The sequence below is a fragment of the Neorhizobium sp. DAR64862/K0K3 genome (genome assembly GCF_050500185.1).
Classification (GTDB): Bacteria; Pseudomonadota; Alphaproteobacteria; order Rhizobiales; family Rhizobiaceae; genus Neorhizobium; species Neorhizobium soli.
In genome coordinates, this window is sequence record NZ_CP191450.1 from 45002 (window position 1) to 60000 (window position 14999).

Here is a 14999-nt window from a genome sequence, read left to right on the forward strand (position 1 = left end):
TCTGCAGCATGGAAAAGATTGATCGTTTAGCGTGGGTCGACGCCGCCAAAGGTGTCTCGATCATCCTGGTTGTGATGATGTACTCGGCCTACAATACCGGCGAATATACCGGGCAGGTCGGCTTTCTACACTATGTCATCGGTTTCGCCACGCCATTCCGGATGCCGGAATTCTTCCTGATCTCGGGTCTGTTCCTGTCGCAGGTTATCGCCCGCCCGTGGTTGCAGTTCGTCGACCGCCGGGTGGTCCATTACCTTTATTTCTACGTGCTCTGGGTCACGATCATGCTTGGCCTCAAGATCGGGGTCTACGAGCTCGATCTCAGCAAAATGCTGAAGGAGCTGGCCTTTGCGATGATTCAGCCCTATGGCGTGCTGTGGTTCGTCTATCTGCTCGCAATTTTCGGACTGGTGACGAAGCTGTTCTACCAGCTGTCTGTCCCGGCCTGGGTGGTTCTTCCGGTCGCGATCGGCCTCGAGGTCCTGTCGCCCCATTCGGCGAGCTATGTGGTGACGCAGTTTGCTGCGTATTTCGTCTTCTTCTATCTCGGCTTCCTGACGGGTCCCGCAATTTTGAAGCTGGTCGATCTCTGCCAGCGCTATCCGGCGAGCGCCTGGGCTGCGCTGTGCGTCTGGGCGCTGGTCAACGGAGTGCTCGTGTTTTCACCCGGCTATGCGGTTCAACCGGTCGGGATGCAGATGGGGTCTGCGGTGTTGCCAGGGATGCATTTCGTGCTTGCTGTCGCTGGAACGCTGGCGCTTTGCATCGCTTGCGGCCTCGTCGTCCAACTGCCGTTCTCGCGCTGGCTGGTCTGGCTCGGCAAGCATTCGCTGGTTGTCTACCTCGCCTTTACCATCCCGATGTCTCTGTTCAGGGCAGTAGCGCTCAAGACCGGACTGTTTACCGATACGGGACTGCTGAGCGTTTCGGTGATGATCGTGTCGATCGTGAGTTCGCTCATCGTCAACGCGATTGTCAGGGCGACAGGGATCGGCAACTTCCTGTTCGAGCGGCCCCGTTGGGCCTCGCTTTTGCACCGCAAGGGTGGATCCGTCGACGCCGCAACACCCGTCACGGCTGTCGTCAAGAACTGAAGCTCAGCCCGGACGCCGCGCCAGCAGCATGTAATTGACGTCCATGTCGGATGACAGGTTCCAGCGGTCGCTGAGTGGGTTGAAGAACACGCCGGTGCGGTGAATGATCTCCATGCCGCTTTTTGACAGCGGTTTTTCGATCTCTTCCGGGCGCACAAGCTTGTCGTACTGGTGGGTGCCGCGCGGCAACCAGCGGAGAATGTTTTCCGCAGCAAAGATCGCCAGCGCGCCGGCCTTCAGCGTGCGGTTGATAGTCGCGACGAACATCAGGCCGCTCGGCTTCACCAGCGAAGCGCAGGTAGTAATGAAAAAATCGACGTCAGCGACGTGTTCGACTACTTCCATGTTCATGACAACGTCGAACAGCTCGCCCGACGCGGCAAGGTCTTCGGCCGTGACTGCGCGATAATCGACGGTGACGCCGGTCTCAGCTGCGTGGGTGGAAGCGATGCCGATGTTCTTTTCAGACGGGTCCGCGCCGACAACGGTCGCACCCATGCGGGCCATCGGCTCCGACAACAGACCGCCGCCACATCCGATATCGAGGATGCGAAGACCGGCAAGCGGCTGGTGACCGTTGGGGTCACGGCCGAAATGCTCGCAGATCCGGTCGCGAAGATAGGAGAGGCGGACCGGATTGAACTTGTGGAGAGGCCGAAACTTCCCTGTCGGGTTCCACCACTCGGCTGCCATTTTCGAGAACCATTCAACCTGGTCCTTATCGACTGTGCTGCGTGTGGTTTCGGTCATATCGTCATCCTCTCGTACTAGGGCCTGAAGTCGGACGATCCCGGGTTGATGTCAAGGGGTGACATCGCCGCGGAGGTCGCGCGACAGCTTAGTCATTGTTTTCCAGTGAGCGGGCGGGATGAACCGTTGCTTACGGCGAGGAGAAAAAGGGTGAATGACAGTCAAATACATCATTCATTCGCCATTCAGCCGACAACTGGAACAATAGGTCGTTCCGAGCATTTAGGCTGAAAATTACGGGGCGCAAAACGGAAGCAATTCCGACCGCTTATGTTTTCCAGGAGGAAACAGGTGAAAAAGTTACTTTTACGGGTAGCCGCTCTCGGCGCCTTGATGCTGGCGCCGTCGATTGCTTCGGCTGCCGTGCAGGGATTCGCAACCGCGAACGTGAACATGCGGTCAGGTCCGAGCACCGCCTATCCGGCGGTCACAGTGATCCCGGTCAGCGCGACCGTTACCATCAACGGCTGCATGAGCAGCGTGAACTGGTGCGACGTTTCGTTCTACGGCGGTCGTGGCTGGGTGTCGGGAAACTATGTCCAGGCGGCGTACCGTTCGAACCGCGTCTATGTCGCGCCCGACTACTATCAGGGTCTCGGCATCCCGACGGTGACCTTCGAAGTCAACGACTATTGGGGTCGCCATTATAGAGAGCGCAATTTCTATCGTGAACGTGATCGCTGGCGCGATTACAATTGGCGCGCCGATCGTCAGCCGCCGCCACCGCCGCGTTGGGATCGTGACAGACGTCCGCCGCCACCACCTCCGGGTTGGGACCGCGACCGCGATCGTGACCGCTGGGACAACCGTCCCGGTTGGGACCGTGATCGCGGCGACCGCCGCGACCCGCCACGCGTCGACCGTGACAGGGACGATCGTCGCCCACCGCCGCGTATCGATCGTGACGACGACCGTCGCCCTCCACCACCGCGTATCGACCGCGACCGGGATGACCGCCGTCCGCCACCGCGGATTGATCGCGACGACGACCGTCGCCCACCACCGCCGCGCATGGATCGTGGCGATGACCGCAGGGACGATCGCCGCCCGCCGCCGCGTGCCGAGCGCAATGACGAACGCAGAGAAGAGCGTCGTCAGGAGCCTCGTGCCGAGCGCAACAACGACCGTCGCGCTCCGCAGGGTGAAACCGAGCAGTGTGTCGGCCCGGGTTGCCGTAACCGCTAAGCCGAAACTGGTGGGTTAAACCCTACGACAGACGGTGACAGTTGAAGATAGTCGAAGGGCCGCGAAAGCGGCCCTTTTGCCGTTCAGCATATTTACGCGGAGAATCGCGAAATACTGCATCCGGTTTTCGCCGGGCGTACCGTTCTGGCCTGTTCCGGCCATTGCACCGCCAGCCCCTTTTCGATATGAGACCCCCGCAACTTTGTGACTCCAGGCGTTCATGCCCGGAGAGCAGAGAAACGGGAAGCAGACGTTCCAGCGTATGGCGCCGGGACGAAACAGTGGTTTTTGTCGAATGGCTCGCATCGTGATGAAGTTCGGCGGCACGTCCGTCGCCAATCTTGACCGTATCCACAATGTGGCACGCCATGTGAAACGCGAGGTCGACGCGGGCCATGAAGTGGCCGTCGTCGTTTCCGCAATGTCGGGCAAGACCAACGAGCTGGTAGGCTGGGTACAGGACACGCCGAAGGTCAATGGCGCTGACTCTCCCTTTTACGATGCGCGCGAATACGATGCCGTCGTCGCCTCCGGCGAGCAGGTGACATCAGGGCTGCTTGCGATCGCGCTGCAGTCGATGGGCATCAATGCGCGCTCCTGGCAGGGCTGGCAGTTGCCGATCCGCACCGACAATGCCCATGGCGCGGCCCGCATTCAGGAAATCGACGGTTCCGACATCATCAAGCGGATGGGCGAGGGCCAGGTGGCCGTCGTTGCCGGCTTCCAGGGCATCGGCCCGGACAACCGGATCGCGACGCTCGGTCGCGGCGGTTCCGACACATCGGCGGTGGCGATTGCTGCCGCTCTCAAGGCCGATCGTTGTGACATCTATACGGATGTCGACGGCGTCTATACGACGGACCCGCGCATCGTGCCCAAGGCGCGGCGCCTGAAGAAGATTTCGTTCGAGGAAATGCTCGAAATGGCATCGCTCGGCGCCAAGGTCTTGCAGGTGCGCTCAGTTGAACTTGCCATGGTTCACAAGGTACGCACCTTCGTGCGCTCCAGTTTCGAGGATCCCGATGCACCGGGCATGGGCGACCTCATCAACCCGCCCGGTACTTTGATTTGCGACGAGGAAGAGATCGTGGAACAGGAAGTCGTCACCGGCATCGCCTATGCCAAGGATGAAGCGCAGATCTCCCTGCGTCGTCTCTCCGACCGGCCAGGCGTTTCTGCCGCCATCTTCGGCCCGCTGGCTGAAAATCACATCAATGTCGACATGATCGTCCAGAACATTTCCGAGGACGGATCAAAGACCGACATGACCTTCACCGTGCCTTATGGGGACGTGGCGAAGGCCATCAGCGTTCTCGAAGACAACAAGGAAAAGATCGGCTTCGACGTCGTGCAGAGCGAATCGGGTCTCGCAAAGGTGTCGGTGATCGGCATCGGCATGCGCAGCCATGCTGGCGTGGCCGCGACCGCTTTCAAGGCACTTGCCGAAAAGTCGATCAACATCAAGGCGATCACCACCTCGGAAATCAAGATTTCGATCCTGATCGCCGGTGACTACTCGGAACTTGCAGTTCGGTCTTTGCATTCCGCCTACGGTCTCGATAAGACTTGATCGTCAACCGGTTCGCCGCGTGGGTGTGAAACTCGCGCGGCCACTTCCGGATTAAAGATGCATTCGGGAGCAATGATGCCGATGAGAGACATGTCGGCCGGGCCGCGCGTTCTTCTGAAGCGGCTCCGCGAGTTGATGGCCGAGCCACTTGAGCCGCAGGAGCGGCTTGACCGGATCGTGCGCCAGATCGCCAGCAACATGGTGGCGGAGGTTTGCTCCGTCTATGTGTTGCGCTCCGACGGCGTTCTCGAGCTTTACGCCACCGAAGGCCTCAACAAGGAGGCCGTCCACACATCGCAGCTGAAGATGGGGCAGGGCCTGGTCGGCACGATTGCCGCATCGGCACAGCCGCTCAATCTTTCCGATGCGCAGGCGCATCCGGCGTTCCGCTACCTGCCCGAAACCGGCGAAGAGATCTACCATTCCTTCCTTGGCGTGCCGATCCTGCGCGCCGGCCGCACGCTCGGCGTTCTCGTTGTGCAGAACAAGGCCAGCCGCAACTACCGCGAAGACGAGGTCGAGGCGCTCGAGACGACGGCGATGGTGATCGCCGAGATGATCGCGACCGGCGACCTGAAAAAGATCACGGCACCGGGGCTGGAGCTGGACCTCACCCGTGCCGTCACGATCGCGGCCAACGGCTATAACGAGGGCATCGGGCTCGGCCATGTCGTGCTGCACGAGCCGCGCATCGTCGTTACCAATCTTCTCAACGAGGATTCGGACAAGGAAATCCTCCGTCTGGCCGAAGCGCTCGGATCGCTCCGGATCTCGATCGACGACATGCTGCAGCGCCGCGACGTGGCGCAGGAGGGCGAGCACCGCGAGGTTCTCGAGACCTACCGCATGTTTGCGCATGACCAGGGATGGGTGCGCCGCATGGAAGAGGCGATCCATAACGGACTGACGGCGGAAGCTGCGGTCGAAAAGGTGCAGAGCGACACCAAGGCGCGGATGATGCGCCTGACCGACCCTTATCTGCGCGAGCGGATGCATGATTTCGACGATCTGGCCAACCGGTTGCTGCGCCAGCTGACCGGCTATTCCGGCCGAGCAACGGACGAGAACTTCCCGCTCGATGCGATCATTCTTGCGCGCGCCATGGGCGCTGCTGAACTGCTCGATTATCCGCGCGAGAACCTGCGCGGCCTGGTGCTGGAAGAAGGTGCGGTCACCAGCCATGTGGTGATCGTGGCCCGTGCCATGGGTATTCCGGTTGTCGGCCAGGCGACGGGCCTGGTTGCGCTTGCCGAAAACGGCGATCCCATCATCATCGACGGTGACGACGGCCAGGTGCATGTGCGCCCGATGGCGGATCTGCAGAAGGCCTATGAGGAAAAGGTCAAGCTGCGGGCCCGGCGCCAGGAACAGTTCAAGGCACTGCGCTCGGTCGAGCCGGTGACCAAGGATGGCAAGGCGATCAGCCTCAATATGAATGCCGGCCTTTTGGTGGATCTGCCGCAGCTTGCTGAATCCGGTGCGCAGGGTATCGGCCTGTTCCGCACTGAGCTGCAGTTCATGATCGCCTCGACCATGCCGAAGCTTGAGGAACAGGAGGCGTTTTATCGCGCCGTGATCCGTCAGGCGGCGGGCCTTCCGGTGACATTCCGCACGCTTGATATCGGTGGCGACAAGGTGGTGTCCTATCTGCGCAGTCAGGAAGAGGAAAACCCGGCGCTGGGATGGCGGGCGATCCGCCTGTCTCTCGATCGGCCGGGCCTGTTGCGCACCCAGATGCGCGCGCTGCTGCGGGCATCGGCGGGTGCCGAGCTTCGCATGATGCTGCCGATGATCACCGAGGTTTCCGAAATCCGTGCGGTGCGCGAGCTGTTCCAGAAGGAAGTTCAGCATCTTTCCAAATTCGGCCACAGCCTGCCGCGCAAGCTGCAGTTCGGCGCGATGCTGGAAGTGCCGTCGCTGATGTGGCAGCTGGATGAACTGATGGCGGAAGTGGATTTCGTCTCTGTCGGCTCGAACGATCTGTTCCAGTTCGCCATGGCCGCCGACCGGGGCAATGCCCGCGTCTCCGACCGGTTCGATATTCTGGGCAAGCCGTTCCTGCGCATTCTGCGCGACATCGCGCGTGCCGGGGATAAGAACCGCACGCCGGTGACCTTGTGCGGCGAGATGGCCGGCAAGCCGCTTTCGGCCATGGCGCTGATCGGCGTCGGTTTCCGCTCGGTCTCGATGGCGGCAACCTCGATCGGGCCGGTCAAGGCGATGCTGCTTGGTCTCGATGCAGGGCAGTTGGCCGAGGAGCTGAACGCCGCGCTCGACGACGTGCGCTCGGACGAGCCGATCCGCAATTTGCTGTTGCGGTTTGCGGAAACCAACAACATTCCCGTATAGAAAAACACAAAGAACAAGAGTGGAGTGATTGGGTGGCGAAGCTTCCTGTCGAAAAGATGCGCGAACTGGAACGCCGGTTCGGCGAGATCGAGGCGCGCATGTCGGAAGGTCCGGCTGCCGATGTCTATGTGAAGCTGGCATCGGAATATTCCGAACTGCAGCCGGTGGTCACCAAGATCCGTGAATACGAAAAGACGCTGGCTGAAGTCGCAGACCTGCGTGCGATGCTTGTCGACAAGGCGACCGACCGCGAGATGCGCGAGCTGGCCGAGATGGAGCTGCCGGATGCGGAAGAACGCATCGAGCAGCTGGAAAAGGACATGCAGATCCTTCTCCTTCCCAAGGATGCGGCCGACGAGCGCAGCGCCATCCTGGAAATCCGCGCCGGCACCGGCGGCAACGAGGCGGCGCTGTTTGCCGGCGACCTCTTCCGCATGTACGAGCGTTACGCGAGTGCCCATGGCTGGAAGGTGGAAGTGCTGTCTGCCAGCGACGGCGAAGCGGGCGGTTTCCGCGAAGTCATCGCAACCGTGACCGGCCGCGGCGTGTTTTCCAAGCTGAAATTCGAAAGCGGCGTGCACCGGGTGCAGCGCGTGCCCGATACCGAAACGCAGGGACGCATCCATACGTCGGCAGCGACGGTCGCCGTTTTGCCCGAAGCGGAAGAGATCGATATCGAGATCAAGGCGGACGACATCCGCATCGATACGATGCGTGCATCCGGCGCCGGCGGCCAGCACGTCAACACCACCGACTCTGCCGTGCGCATCACCCACCTGCCGACGGGGCTGGTTGTCACCAGTTCGGAAAAATCGCAGCACCAGAACCGTGCAAAAGCCATGCAGGTCCTGCGCTCGAGGCTCTACGACATGGAGCGGCAGAAAGCCGACAGCGAACGCTCCGCAGACCGCAAGAGCCAGGTCGGCTCGGGCGACCGTTCGGAGCGCATCCGCACCTACAATTTCCCTCAAGGACGTGTGACCGACCACCGTATCAACCTGACGCTCTACAAGCTCGACCGGATGATGATCGGCGAGATCGACGAAGTCGTCGATGCGCTGATTTCGGATTATCAGGCCGGACAGCTGGCGCAGCTTGGCGAGCAGCACGGATGAGCCAGCACCCGGCGTCTGTGCTGAAGGCGGTGGTGGCGGATGCAAGGGCGCAGCTTGCCGCAGCAGGGATCGCCGATGCGGCCATCGAGGCAAGGCTTCTGATCGGCGGCTTGCTGGGACTTTCCTCGACCGAGGTGTTCGTTGATGGCGACCGTGTTGTCGATGCCCTCGACATGGCCCGGATTGCGGACGCGGTGGCCAGGCGGCTGGGTCACGAGCCGGTTCACCGTATTCTAGGAATGCGGGCGTTTCACGGGCTGGACCTGTTGCTCTCGAAAGAGACGCTGGAGCCGCGGCCGGATACCGAACTCCTGGTCGAATGCATGCTGCCCGTGCTCAGACGGATCGTTGCGGATAAGGGCCATGCCCGCGTGCTCGATCTTGGCACCGGGACCGGCGCCATCATTCTGTCACTGCTGAGCGAGGTTCCGCAAGCGACGGGCGTCGGCTCCGATATCTCTGACGATGCGCTTTCGACGGCGACGCGCAATGCGCAACGTCTTGATCTTGGCGAGCGGTTTCAGGGCGTCAGAAGTCATTGGTTTGACGCAATTGACGGGCGTTTCGACATAATCGTGTCAAACCCGCCCTATATCAGAAGCGATGTCATTCCTGGACTAGAGCCGGAAGTTCGCGATTTCGATCCGCCGGCCGCGTTGGACGGCGGACCCGATGGCCTGGATGCCTACCGGGCAATCGCATCGCAGGCCGAGCACTTTCTCGAACTGCGCGGTCCACAGGAAGACGGCTCGTTTCCCAAGGACGAAGGGTCGATCGGCGTCGAGATCGGGTTCGATCAGCGAGACACGGTGACACGTATCTTTGAGGATGCAGGCTTCATCTTGACGCAAGCAAGACGTGATTATGGTAACAACGATCGCGTGCTTGTCTTTACGAGAGGTGGCCCTTGATTATCCAGGCTTTCGATGTTGCAAAGCAAAAGAAAGGGCTTGGAATCCTTCAGGAAGCGAGTTAGCGTAAATCACGCATCGGGGCGGCTGGGAGTGAACAACGATTCGTTCTCGCTAAAAGGTCAACCGTAGAACCGGCTCTTTTCGAAGACCGAGCAGGTTGAGCAGATCCAGTGCGTGATCAGGTAATTTGACTTTGAAAGCGGCAGGCCGCCTTGGTCGACCTGCGCATGGCACGCGAAGTCCTGTTCCGGCGATGACCGGCGGGCCGCGTGGCCTTTTATCAGCGAAGACAGAGAGTTGGTGAACGATATATGAGGCCAGGACAGCAAAACAAGCGCGGTCGGGGGCGTGGCAGCAACAATGGCGGCAGCAGCAATGGCGGCGGCGGCAGCGGCGGTGGAAACAACAATTTCAATCGCAAGGGCGGCAACCCGCTCAGCCGGTCCTATGACAGCTCCGGCCCGGATGTAAAAATCCGCGGCACCGCTCAGCACATCGCCGAAAAGTATTCGACGCTTGCTCGTGATGCGCAAAGCGCAGGCGACCGTGTCATGGCCGAAAACTACCTGCAGCATGCGGAACACTATTACCGCATCATTGCTGCAGCGCAGGCACAGATGCAGGACCGTTTCCAGCATCAGGAGCGTGGCGAATACCAGGACCGCGACGGCAACTCGATCGATCAAGACGATATGGATCAGGGTGACGGCGACGATATGGGCTACGCACCACAGCCGATGATGGACGAGCAGCCACGCCGCGAGCATAATTCCAGCCAGAACTCTGGACAGCACTCAGGCCAGAATTCCGGTCAAAACTCTGGACAGAACCCGGGTCAAAACTCTGGGCACAACCAGGGCAGCCAGTCCGGCCAGGACCAGCAGACGCGCGAAAACCGGCGTGACCGAAACGAGCGCCGCGAGCGTCGCCCGGAACGTCCCGACCGCCCAGAGCGTCAGGACCGTGCAGAGCGCGCACCTGAACAGGGCAGCGAGCAGCCGATGGAGCAGCCTGCTGCACCTGCTGCTGAACAGACGGTCGCTCCGACACGGACCAGACAGCGCGCGCCTCAGGTCACCGAAGCTCCGGTAGCCGTTGCGCCTGTGGTCGATGGATCCGGCCCGCAGCCTGATATCGAGGGCACGCCGGTCGAGGTTTCGGTCGAAGAGGAATCGCAGACGGAAGCCACGCCACGCCGTCGCCGCACGGCAGGTAACCGTCCACGTCGCCAGACCCGCAAGGATGCCGATGCGGCAGACGGCGGAGATGCCGGCGACGGTGACGACAAGCCGGCCTTGGCAGAAGCTGGCGAATAAGCCAATCTTCTAGAGAACGAATGATATGAAAACTCCGGTCGAAAGGCCGGAGTTTTTCTTTTTGGGGTAGCCGAAAGCTCTTGCGGGAGATCGCCATGCTGCACCTGGCTCGTCTTGGATCCTATCCCGTGCACGTTTTGCACCTGTCACCTCGCCGGTCTTACCCGGGTGCGGTGGCGAGTTGTCGGCTCGATGACATCGCGCGATCCCGGCTTGATCGACGCCGCGCCAATATCGCCTGAATCCTCTTCTCCGCGTCTTTAAATCACAAAATCGCGCTCCCATATCTTCACCAAGGCCGGTTGGCCGGCCGGGTTCGCCTTTGAAGGGAGCCCCATCTCAATCATCGGTCTGTGCCTCCATGGAGGGCAGGGCGATTCAGGAGGTTTATCTTATGAACATCGAAAAATATTCCGAGCGGGTACGGGGCTTCCTTCAGTCTGCCCAGACCCAGGCCCTGTCCGCTGGTCATCAGCAGTTTACGCCAGAGCACCTGCTTAAGGTTCTGCTCGACGACGACCAGGGCATGGCTTCCGCATTGATCGAACGCGCTGGCGGCAGCGCCAAGGATGCGCGCATCGCAAACGACGCTGCACTTTCCAAGCTTCCGAAGGTATCGGGCGGCAATGGCGAGATCTATCTTTCGCAGCCGCTGGCAAAAGTGTTTTCGACAGCGGAAGAAGCCGCCAAGAAGGCCGGCGACAGCTTTGTCACGGTCGAACGACTGCTGCTGGCGCTTTTGATCGAAAGCTCGGCCTCGACATCGGCCAGCTTGAAGAAGGCGGGGCTGACGGCGCAGGGTCTCAACCAGGTCATCAACGACCTGCGCAAGGGCCGCACCGCCGATAGCGCCACCGCCGAACAGGGCTTTGAGGCGCTGAAGAAATATGCCCGCGACCTGACGACCGAAGCGCGCGATGGCCGGCTAGATCCGGTGATCGGCCGTGACGACGAAATTCGCCGCACGATCCAGGTTCTGTCGCGCCGCACCAAGAACAATCCCGTCCTGATCGGTGAACCCGGCGTCGGCAAGACGGCGATCGCCGAAGGTCTGGCGCTCCGTATCGTCAATGGCGACGTGCCGGAAAGCCTCAAAGACAAGAAGCTGATGGCGCTCGACATGGGCGCGCTGATTGCCGGTGCAAAGTATCGCGGCGAGTTCGAAGAGCGGCTGAAGAGCGTGCTGAACGAAGTGCAGTCGGAAAACGGCGAGATCATCCTGTTCATCGACGAGATGCACACGCTTGTTGGAGCCGGCAAGGCGGATGGCGCGATGGACGCGTCCAACCTTCTGAAGCCCGCTCTTGCCCGCGGCGAGCTGCATTGCGTCGGCGCGACCACGCTCGACGAATACCGCAAGCATGTGGAAAAGGATCCGGCCCTTGCGCGTCGTTTCCAGCCGGTCATGGTCGAGGAGCCGACGGTCGAGGATACGATCTCGATCCTGCGCGGCCTGAAAGAAAAATACGAGCAGCACCACAAGGTCCGCATTTCGGATTCGGCGCTGGTTGCGGCCGCGACCTTGTCCAGCCGTTACATTGCCGACCGGTTCCTGCCGGACAAGGCGATCGATCTGATGGATGAAGCCGCATCGCGGCTGCGGATGCAGGTGGATTCCAAGCCCGAAGAGCTGGACGAGCTCGATCGCCGCATCATGCAGCTGAAGATCGAGCGCGAGGCGCTGAAGAAGGAAACCGACACTGCCTCGGCCGACCGGCTGGTGCGTCTCGAAACCGAAGTGACGTCGCTGGAAGAGCAGGCGGATGCCCTGACCGCGCGCTGGCAGGCCGAAAAGCAGAAGCTCGGACTTGCCGCCGATCTCAAGGGCAAGCTCGACGAGGCACGCAACGAACTTGCCACTGCCCAGCGCAAGGGCGAGTACCAGCGTGCCGGCGAGCTGACCTACGGCGTCATTCCCGATCTCGAAAAGGAGCTCGCACAGGCCGAAGCACAGGACAGTTCCACCAATGCCATGGTGCAGGAAGTGGTCAATCCGGATGCGATCGCGCATGTGGTTTCCCGCTGGACCGGTATTCCCGTCGACAAGATGCTGGAAGGCGAGCGCGACAAGCTGCTGCGGATGGAAGACGAGTTGGCGAAATCGGTCGTCGGTCAGGGCGATGCGGTGCAGGCCGTGTCGCGCGCGGTTCGCCGTTCTCGTGCCGGATTGCAGGATCCGAACCGGCCGATCGGCTCGTTCATCTTCCTCGGCCCGACCGGCGTCGGCAAGACGGAGCTCACCAAGTCGCTCGCGCGCTTCATGTTCGACGACGAAACCGCGATGGTGCGCTTGGACATGTCGGAATACATGGAAAAGCACTCCGTCTCGCGGCTGATCGGCGCGCCTCCCGGCTATGTCGGTTATGACGAAGGTGGTGCCCTGACCGAAGCCATCCGGCGCAAGCCCTACCAGATCGTTCTGTTCGACGAGATCGAAAAGGCGCATCCCGACGTGTTCAACGTTCTCCTGCAGGTTCTCGACGACGGGCGCCTGACGGACGGGCAGGGCCGCACGGTCGACTTCAAGAACACGATGATCATCATGACCTCGAATCTCGGAGCCGAATATCTGACCGGTCTTCGCGAGGACGAGGATTCCGAAAGCGTGCGCGAGCAGGTGATGGGCGTGGTGAAAGCCTCGTTCCGGCCTGAGTTCCTCAACCGCGTTGACGAAATCATTCTGTTCCACAGGCTGAAGCGCAACGAGATGGGCGCGATCGTCGATATCCAGCTGCAGCGGTTGCTGAAGCTTTTGGCCGATCGCAAGGTGGAACTGGACCTGGATGGCGATGCCCGCGAATGGCTGGCGAACAAGGGTTACGACCCGGTCTATGGCGCGCGGCCGCTGAAGCGGGTGATCCAGAAGTTCGTGCAGGATCCACTGGCCGAGCAGATCCTTGCCGGACAGATCCCGGACGGATCGACGATCAACGTGACGTCGGGCTCAGACCGGCTGCTGTTTCGTATCAAGGGCAGCATGAGCGAAGCGGCATAAACGCAAACCGCGAACGAAAAATGAGGCCGCACCGGAAACGGGGCGGCCTTTTTCGTTTGAGGGCAAGATTAGCGGCTGGCGACTTCGGCAGGCTTCGATGTGCTCTTCAGCAGCGCATCGATGCGGGTGCGTTCTTCCTCGAACCGCGCCAGTGCCTTGCCGTCGAGCGACTTGCCGCCGGGCAGGCGCACCTTCATCGGATCGACCTTGGTTCCGTTGACCACGAGTTCGTAATGGAGATGGGCGCCGGTGGATTGGCCGGTCGAGCCGACATAGCCGATCACCTGACCCTGGGTTACCTTGGCGCCTTCGCGCACGCCCTTGGCGATTGCGCTCTGGTGATTGTAGGACGAGACGTAACCGTTGGCATGGCGCACGAGCGTCTGGTTGCCGTAACCGCCGCTGTCCCAGCCCGCCTTTTCGACGGTGCCGTTGCCCGTCGCGATGATCGGCGTGCCGCGCGGGGCCGCCCAGTCGGAGCCGGTATGCATCAACGCACGGCCGAGGATTGGATGGTTGCGCATGCCGAAGCCGGATGTGAACCGTCCGTTCGGAACCGGATTGCGCAGCAGGAACTGCCGGACACTGCGGCCGTCCTGATCGAAGTAATCGACCGAACCGTCATCCTGATCCTGGAACCGGTAAAACCGGGTAGTCGTGTCGCCAAACCTGGCGTTTACATAGAGAAGTTCCGAATCCCGGCTGGCCTGACCCTTTTCGTCCGCGACGGAGAAGAAGGCCTCGATCATGTCGGAGGGACGCAACTGCGCCTGGAGATCGACGTTGCTGGCCAGAAGCTTGACGAGCAGCGATGTCATATCGCTGTTCATGCCGTAGGAAAGGGCGGCGCGATAGATGCCGTCATAGACGTCGGGCAACTCGCGGCCGGCGACGATGGCAGGTTGCTCGCTGAACGCGGATGCGACCGCATCCAGCATCTGCGGTTCCTTGCCGTCGATGAAATGGCCCTTGTCGTCGGCGGCAACGGTGATCTGGTGGTTGCCGCGGCGATAGATGCTGGCGCGCACGACAAGGACCATCTGGCCCTCCTGGATCACGCCGATGCGGATCACGTCGCCGGCGGCCACATCTTCGCTGCCGATCCGCGACTTGAGGTAGCCGGCGATTTCCTTTGCCTTGCTCTCGGGGTAGCCAACCGATGTCATCGCCTGGGCGATCGTGGTCGGCTGGCGGACCGGGATGATATCATCTGCATATTCGCGGCTGCGGGCGGTGAACGGTTCGGGCGTCGAGACCGACATGTTCTGCTCGACGATGCGGGCAGCGAGACCCGATGTCAGGTCGACATCCTCATCTTCGGAGGAGAAGCGTTGCGGGTCGACATAATAGAGTGCCGAGAGCTGGGTATTGCCCGAGGTCAGGACGGAGCCGTTGGAGCGGACGTTTTCTTCCACTTCCTCGAGCGTCATCGGCGCCGCATAGGCAAAGGTACCGCCCTTGACCGGGAACGGCACGGTCTGCAGGCTGACGTCGGATTCTACGTTGGATCCATAGATCGCGCCGGTGCGGCTGTTGGGCGGCGGCGGCGCTTCGCTGGAGGAGAAGATGCTGAGCGGATCGAATTTCGGATAGGCTTCCGGCGCGACGTTGTTGACGGCAAGGTTCATCTTCACATGCGCGAAGGGCCGCCGGCGCACGACTTCCTTATTGCCCTCGTGAACGACGGTGGACACTTCCATGATCCGTCGAT

Annotated in this window: 10 protein-coding genes (1 of these 10 cut by a window edge); 8 read left to right on the forward strand and 2 right to left on the reverse strand. The window is 61.2% G+C overall.

Annotated elements, in window-relative coordinates:
* Positions 1–8: 8 nt before the first annotated feature.
* Positions 9–1094, forward strand: a complete 1086-nt coding sequence (locus ACQY1L_RS17175; protein ID WP_430245021.1) for an acyltransferase family protein — start codon at positions 9–11, stop codon at positions 1092–1094.
* Between the two features lie 3 nt (positions 1095–1097).
* Here the strand turns inward: ACQY1L_RS17175 and ubiG are convergent, their stop codons facing one another.
* Positions 1098–1844 carry a bifunctional 2-polyprenyl-6-hydroxyphenol methylase/3-demethylubiquinol 3-O-methyltransferase UbiG gene (ubiG, locus tag ACQY1L_RS17180; protein WP_113110273.1) on the reverse strand — a complete coding sequence of 249 codons (747 nt, stop codon included), beginning with the start codon at positions 1842–1844 and terminating at the stop codon, positions 1098–1100.
* A gap of 291 nt (positions 1845–2135) precedes the next feature.
* Here ubiG and ACQY1L_RS17185 point away from each other — a divergent pair, with 291 nt between their 5' ends.
* From ACQY1L_RS17185 to clpB, 7 genes are all read left to right on the forward strand, one after another.
* A complete protein-coding gene (locus ACQY1L_RS17185) occupies positions 2136–3029 on the forward strand; it encodes an SH3 domain-containing protein (RefSeq protein WP_092664587.1) in 894 nt (297 codons plus the stop codon).
* A 295-nt stretch (positions 3030–3324) separates the two neighbouring features.
* On the forward strand, positions 3325–4599 hold the full coding sequence (locus tag ACQY1L_RS17190; RefSeq protein WP_062454275.1) for an aspartate kinase: 1275 nt from the start codon (positions 3325–3327) through the stop codon (positions 4597–4599).
* 81 nt (positions 4600–4680) lie between these two features.
* Positions 4681–6948 carry a phosphoenolpyruvate--protein phosphotransferase gene (ptsP, locus tag ACQY1L_RS17195; protein WP_113166646.1) on the forward strand — a complete coding sequence of 756 codons (2268 nt, stop codon included), beginning with the start codon at positions 4681–4683 and terminating at the stop codon, positions 6946–6948.
* 32 nt (positions 6949–6980) lie between these two features.
* Positions 6981–8063 (forward strand): peptide chain release factor 1, encoded by a 1083-nt coding sequence (gene prfA, locus ACQY1L_RS17200; RefSeq protein ID WP_062454274.1) that lies wholly within the window; start codon positions 6981–6983, stop codon positions 8061–8063.
* Complete coding sequence (prmC, locus tag ACQY1L_RS17205) at positions 8060–8974, forward strand: peptide chain release factor N(5)-glutamine methyltransferase (RefSeq protein ID WP_430245026.1); 915 nt, start codon at positions 8060–8062, stop codon at positions 8972–8974. The genes prfA and prmC overlap by 4 nt, the downstream gene beginning before the upstream one ends.
* A 314-nt stretch (positions 8975–9288) precedes the next feature.
* Positions 9289–10293, forward strand: a complete 1005-nt coding sequence (locus ACQY1L_RS17210; RefSeq protein WP_430262080.1) for a DUF4167 domain-containing protein — start codon at positions 9289–9291, stop codon at positions 10291–10293.
* Between the two features lie 394 nt (positions 10294–10687).
* The gene (gene clpB / locus ACQY1L_RS17215) at positions 10688–13288 is read left to right on the forward strand and encodes an ATP-dependent chaperone ClpB (protein ID WP_092664670.1); all 2601 of its coding nucleotides are present in this window, start codon (positions 10688–10690) and stop codon (positions 13286–13288) included.
* A gap of 68 nt (positions 13289–13356) precedes the next feature.
* Here clpB and ACQY1L_RS17220 read toward each other — a convergent pair whose 3' ends face one another.
* On the reverse strand, positions 13357–14999 hold the 3' portion of the coding sequence (locus tag ACQY1L_RS17220; RefSeq protein ID WP_430245031.1) for a M23 family metallopeptidase. The gene runs 295 nt beyond the window's last position; 1643 of the gene's 1938 nt are visible here — the last part of the coding sequence; its start codon lies beyond the right edge, outside the window; its stop codon occupies positions 13357–13359.

What these genes read in the sequence shown, in the direction of transcription:
- ACQY1L_RS17175 (WP_430245021.1), top strand. Translation starts at nt 9, where the DNA reads ATGGAAAAGATTGATCGTTTAGCGTGGGTCGACGCCGCCAAAGGTGTC.
- ubiG (WP_113110273.1), bottom strand. Translation starts at nt 1,844, where the DNA reads ATGACCGAAACCACACGCAGCACAGTCGATAAGGACCAGGTTGAATGG.
- ACQY1L_RS17190 (WP_062454275.1), top strand. Translation starts at nt 3,325, where the DNA reads ATGGCTCGCATCGTGATGAAGTTCGGCGGCACGTCCGTCGCCAATCTT.
- ptsP (WP_113166646.1), top strand. Translation starts at nt 4,681, where the DNA reads ATGAGAGACATGTCGGCCGGGCCGCGCGTTCTTCTGAAGCGGCTCCGC.
- prmC (WP_430245026.1), top strand. Translation starts at nt 8,060, where the DNA reads ATGAGCCAGCACCCGGCGTCTGTGCTGAAGGCGGTGGTGGCGGATGCA.
- ACQY1L_RS17210 (WP_430262080.1), top strand. Translation starts at nt 9,289, where the DNA reads ATGAGGCCAGGACAGCAAAACAAGCGCGGTCGGGGGCGTGGCAGCAAC.
- clpB (WP_092664670.1), top strand. Translation starts at nt 10,688, where the DNA reads ATGAACATCGAAAAATATTCCGAGCGGGTACGGGGCTTCCTTCAGTCT.